The sequence below is a fragment of the Micromonospora sp. ALFpr18c genome, from assembly GCF_008868155.1.
In the GTDB taxonomy this organism is placed as follows: domain Bacteria; phylum Actinomycetota; class Actinomycetes; order Mycobacteriales; family Micromonosporaceae; genus Micromonospora.
Map to the genome: position 1 here is coordinate 1 of NZ_WBKR01000301.1, position 4566 is coordinate 4566.

4 protein-coding genes, 2 tRNA genes and 2 pseudogenes are annotated in these 4566 nt (G+C 69.0%); 6 read left to right on the forward strand and 2 right to left on the reverse strand.

Translation table 11 applies throughout. From position 1 onward, the window contains the following. Positions 1-455: pseudogene (locus tag F8271_RS29960) on the reverse strand (hypothetical protein); the annotation flags it as partial. A gap of 145 nt (positions 456-600) precedes the next feature. On the opposite strand from F8271_RS29960, the gene F8271_RS29965 reads away from it, so the two are divergent. Beyond that, positions 601-691 (forward strand) — tRNA-Ser (locus F8271_RS29965). A 35-nt stretch (positions 692-726) separates the two neighbouring features. Further along, positions 727-799 (forward strand) — tRNA-Arg (locus F8271_RS29970). On the opposite strand, the gene F8271_RS29975 is transcribed toward F8271_RS29970, so the two are convergent. Continuing rightward, positions 773-1963, reverse strand: coding sequence for a hypothetical protein (locus F8271_RS29975; RefSeq protein WP_151493166.1), 1191 nt, complete (start codon positions 1961-1963; stop codon positions 773-775). The two genes, F8271_RS29970 and F8271_RS29975, sit on opposite strands and share 27 nt — an antisense overlap. Before the next feature lie 202 nt (positions 1964-2165). Here F8271_RS29975 and F8271_RS29980 point away from each other — a divergent pair. The 4 genes and pseudogenes from F8271_RS29980 to F8271_RS29995 form a co-directional block, all read left to right on the forward strand. After that, positions 2166-2406 (forward strand): annotated as a pseudogene (locus tag F8271_RS29980) (NAD(P)/FAD-dependent oxidoreductase); the annotation flags it as partial. 94 nt (positions 2407-2500) lie between these two features. Beyond that, on the forward strand, positions 2501-2872 hold the full coding sequence (locus F8271_RS29985) for a helix-turn-helix transcriptional regulator (protein ID WP_151493169.1): 372 nt from the start codon (positions 2501-2503) through the stop codon (positions 2870-2872). A gap of 82 nt (positions 2873-2954) precedes the next feature. Continuing rightward, positions 2955-3569: a hypothetical protein gene (locus F8271_RS29990; protein WP_151493167.1), complete on the forward strand. Its 615-nt coding sequence runs from the start codon at positions 2955-2957 to the stop codon at positions 3567-3569. Between the two features lie 128 nt (positions 3570-3697). Next, positions 3698-4123, forward strand: a complete 426-nt coding sequence (locus F8271_RS29995; RefSeq protein ID WP_151493168.1) for a hypothetical protein — start codon at positions 3698-3700, stop codon at positions 4121-4123. Positions 4124-4566: the final 443 nt, after the last annotated feature.

The following is a 4566-nucleotide window of genomic DNA, read 5'->3' on the forward strand; positions in this document are numbered from 1 at the left end:
GGGGTGGCCTTGCGTGGGCTCGCGGCGCGCTTACGCGGGGCGGGCAGCGCTGGGGTGCTCGGCGCCGGGGGGCTCGGAGCCGGTGTGCCCTCGACGCTCGGTGCCTCTGGCTGGTCGACGCTGGCTGCCGCGCTCGGCTGGCCCGGTTCGCTCGGCCGGTCCGCCTCGCCCGGCTGGTCGGCGCTCGGTGCCGTGCTCGGCTCGTCGGCGTCGGTGCCTGTCGCACTGGCCGGCGGACGGCTCGGCTGTCGGGGCAGCGGCCGGTCCGGCTCCGGTGGCTGGAAGAGCACCGGCGGCGCGGCCTTGGGCCGCCGTGGGCGCGGGCTGGCCGGAGCCGCCGGAGGTGTCGCCTGCTCGGCTGCCGTCGGCGGTGTGAAGGTGGCCCGCGCCGAGCGCTTACGCGCCCGGTCAGCAGGCTCTCGGCGGGTCGGCTCGCTCGGCGGCTGCTCCTGCATATCGATGGAGCGTAGTTCCGATCACGTCGCCGCACAGCGCCGAAACACGGTGCCCGGCCGCCCCGGTCGGCGTACCCCGGAAGTCGTTTTGCCCCCGGTGGGTGACGACCTGTATCCTCGGGCGCGGTGGTCTGCGGGCCACCAGGGAGACTTCGCCTAGTCTGGTCTATGGCGCCGCACTGCTAATGCGGTTGGGGTCTTAAAGCCCCTCCCGGGTTCGAATCCCGGAGTCTCCGCGCGAAAGCCGGGTGTGTACACTGGCTGAGCACGAGCGCCCGTAGCTCAATGGATAGAGCATCTGACTACGGATCAGAAGGTTAGGGGTTCGAGTCCCTTCGGGCGCACAAACGATCAAGGCCGTGACCTGCAGGAACGGGGGTCATGGCCTTTTTCCTTCCCATTTTCGTTGCCGATTGTCCTACATTTTGGAACGTTGGTGCTCCGTTGGTGCTCCTCTGTTTCGGCGGGGGTTCGTGCTGGCTGGTGTCGGAACGGTCGGTGCTGTTGTGGCCCGTGTCGGCGGGTCCGGGCGGGCCGGTGGGGCGGCGGTGGTCAGGTGGCCTTGGTGGTGGGTTTAGACGCTTCCGATTGGCGGGGTCTGGGGCGGTGTGCGGGCGCGGTTGTGGACGGCGTGGCCGCAGGCGTGCTGGGCGTTCGGGCAGCGAGACTACGAGCGTGCAGTGTCCGTCCTCCGGACGACAGAACTTAGCCCAGTTCACCGCAGGAGAGCGCCCGGCAGGCAACGACGGCGTTGCGCGCTCGCCGCGCTCACCGGCACGTGGCCGCGGCACCATCGCCTGGGTCGCGGCAGCTGCGGGCGCGTCCACGGCCTGGCGGCGTAGCCGCGGCCGCCACGATCGCCGCGGTGTCTCGACGGCTGGGGACAGGTGGGCTTTCACTGCGGTCAACAGCACGTCCATCGCCTCGTACAGCTCGGCGTCGGCCTGGTCCCGGGCGGCCTTGGCCTTCGTCGGCCGCCACAGGTTGTCCTGCCCGTACGCCTGGCCGGACTCGGCCGCGACCTGCCCGAGCTTCAACGCAGCCTCGCGGACCTCGCCATCGGCCAGCACCGCCGCCCGGCCGGCGACCGCGAGCACCCGCTGCAGCGGCGCCTGCAGACCCAGCGCGGCGGCCAGCTCCCGCTGGTTAGCCTCGGTCGCCACCCGGCCGAGCTGCGCCACGCCAAGCGCGTGGCCACTGGTGGTCTTCGCCGCCATGTACTCGAGGAACGCACTGCCCAGCGTCATCAGCTTCGGCTGCCACGAGTTGTGCGCCGGTACGTACACCCGCAGCGCCAGGTGCAGGGCGCCTACCGCCTCGAACAGCTCCTGGCCCAGCTCCTCGATCTTCTTGTTCGTGCTCACGACCTTGTCGCGGGCACGCTCGCGGGCGCGCTGACGCTCACCGAACCGGTAGGTCAGCCACGTCGCGCCGAGGGTGCACCCGCCGGTGACGATCTGGGGCAGCACTTCGACGACACCGGACAGCAGGGTGGAGATTGCGCTCATGGACAGCAGGATGGTCCACGGCTGCACCCACCCCGACGCGCCACACCGCACGGCCCAACCTTCCTGCCTCGGTTAGGAGCTCTACCGCGGCAAGTCGTCGATCGCTTCCTGGTCGAGGTGGATGACATGCCCACCGCGCGGGTGCGGCCGGCTGTCCGGCCAGACCGTAGATCCTCCTACCGACGCCGGTGTGGCCACCGTCATCGAGGAGATCATCGGCAATGACGGCGCCGGCGCCGGAGCCCGCCTACGGGACGTCCACACCGGCGAGAGCCGGTCATGGACGTCACCGGCGTGTTCGTCGCCATCGGCCACGACCCCGCAGCGACCTGTTCCGCGGCCAGGTCACCCTCGACGACAACGGCTACGTCACCGTCGACTCACCCGCTACCCGCACCAACCTGCCCGGCGTGATCGCCGCCGGCGACCTCGTCGACCACACCTGCATGCCGAGACGGCAGAAGCGGTGGGCCCGTACACGAACTCACGGTGATCCTGCCCTCGTTCACCAGGCGATCGACGCTTCTTGCTGCAACGATGCAAGACGTGGGAACTGTGAAGAGTGCGACGCCCGCCATCTCGCCCCTCGTCGGCGAGCCGATCGACCGCGCCGACGCCGAACGGCTCGCGGGAGTGCTCAAGGCGTTCGCCGACCCGGCCCGGCTGCGACTGCTCAGCCTGATCCAGTCGGCCCCGCAGGGAGAGGCGTCCGTCAGCGACCTCACCGCGCCCCTCGGACTCTCCCAACCGACCGTCAGCCACCACCTGCGGATCCTCACCGAGGCCGGCCTGCTCGAGCGTGACAAGCGCGGCGTCTGGGCCTACTACCGGCTCGTGCCGTCCGCCATCGCTACGATCGCCGACCTGCTGACTCCGCCTCGTAAGCGAGCGATGAAGAAGGCCCGCTGACCGGCGCCACCGAAGACCGCCGCCAACGCCTCCTGACCCGGCGGCGGTCGAGCCGCAGGCGCGAAGGTTCTAACCTGCCGTCATGGGGGACGAGGAAGCGCAGCCGGAATTCAGGCAGTGGTACGACCGTGCGCTCGACGTCGGCCCGGCCGGAAATCAGGCCTTTTTCGGTCGGGACGTGCTGGCTGGCCTGGTACAGGGAATCCGCGACTTCCGAGAGCACCGGCAGCAGCGGTGGGACCAATACCATGGGCCTGGGGCGACGTTGCTGGGCTGCGCGATGTGGATGGACGACCCGGAACTGCTCGACGAACTCGCCAGGCTGCAAGCTGCCTGCGTGGTGGTCAGCAAGCAGGCCCGGGACAAGAAGGTGCAGCCGCCGGATCTGCCCTACAAGCTTCGCCGCCTGGCCGACCTCAACACCCGCGCGCCCGGTCTCCCGGTGTGCTATTTCCCCCCACTGGAGCAACTGACCTCCCTGGTCGACGGTGAGCACCCGGTGATCGGACCTGGGGTGGTCGCTGCCGCCGGGCGACGAGATGATCCCGACCGTGCGGACGATCGGCTTCCGCAAGGGCGTGGGCGCCAACGGGTCCATGCCGCAGATCCTCCACGCCAAGCTGGCGCTACTCGGCCGCCTCTGGGAACACGACGAAGACGACTTCGGGCCGGCCGACGTCACCGCCTTCACCCCTGACGCACCCGTGTACTACCCGAAGACTGGGAAGCACCGTTGCTCGCCGAGGCAGCACTCGTCGATGGAGCACCGTGCCCTCCGCTGTAATCGACGAACCGCTCCCACGATCCGGCAAACGGGGATCGGGTATGGGCTGCCGCCGCAACAGCACCCTGCTGGTTCGGCACCTGGGCCTGCTGCGCTCGATGCGCCGCGAGGACCTGCGCCGCACGCTGCTGTTCCTCCGGAGGCAGCTGAGTAACGTGCTGCTGAGTTCGCTGGACAGCCGCATTGAATTCCTGCTGCGCTCGATGCGCCGCGAGGACCTGCGCCGCACGCTGCTGTTCCTCCGGAGGCAGCTGAGTAACGTGCTGCTGAGTTCGCTGGACAGCCGCATTGAATTCCTGCTGCGCTCGATGCGCCGCGAGGACCTGCGCCGCACGCTGCTGTTCCTCCGGAGGCAGCTGAGTAACGTGCTGCTGAGTTCGCTGGACAGCCGCATTGAATTCCTGCTGCGCTCGACGCGCCGCGGGGGCCTGCGGAGGATGAGCGGCAACTGGGACGGGATGTATTAGGCCCTGCGAGTACCCACTCCGAGTACCCGCCTGCTGCTGACCAGAAGACTGCGAATTATCGGTTGACCGCAGCACGACGACCTCCCGAAGGAAAGTTACTCAAAGAACTGATCACTCTTAAGCAACGAACAAGCCTCAAGAAAAGTTCAAGAAGGGGGCGGGATCCACCGCCGACCGGGCAGGGCTGCGGGGCGGCTGCGCTGCCGGTCCAGGCACGTCTCCAGCGGTGTGCCGAACACCACGGCGGCGGCAGGCACCTGGTGGCGGGCGGCGGCCGAGAGCAGTTCGCCTGGCCGTGGGTCGAGTCCTGACTCTGAGAGGGTGGTTCGGAGTGTTAGGTCCGTTTCTGGGCGAGGGTGAATACTCCGGGCTCGTCTTCGGTGAGGACCTGGCGGTTGACCATGCGTTTCAGCTTCGCGCGGGTGCCTTCGACGTGTTTCGGT

Bases quoted from the DNA above. Each gene is read 5' to 3' on its own strand.
- F8271_RS29975 (WP_151493166.1), bottom strand. From the start codon at position 1,963: ATGAGCGCAATCTCCACCCTGCTGTCCGGTGTCGTCGAAGTGCTGCCC.
- F8271_RS29985 (WP_151493169.1), top strand. From the start codon at position 2,501: ATGCAAGACGTGGGAACTGTGAAGAGTGCGACGCCCGCCATCTCGCCC.
- F8271_RS29990 (WP_151493167.1), top strand. From the start codon at position 2,955: ATGGGGGACGAGGAAGCGCAGCCGGAATTCAGGCAGTGGTACGACCGT.
- F8271_RS29995 (WP_151493168.1), top strand. From the start codon at position 3,698: ATGGGCTGCCGCCGCAACAGCACCCTGCTGGTTCGGCACCTGGGCCTG.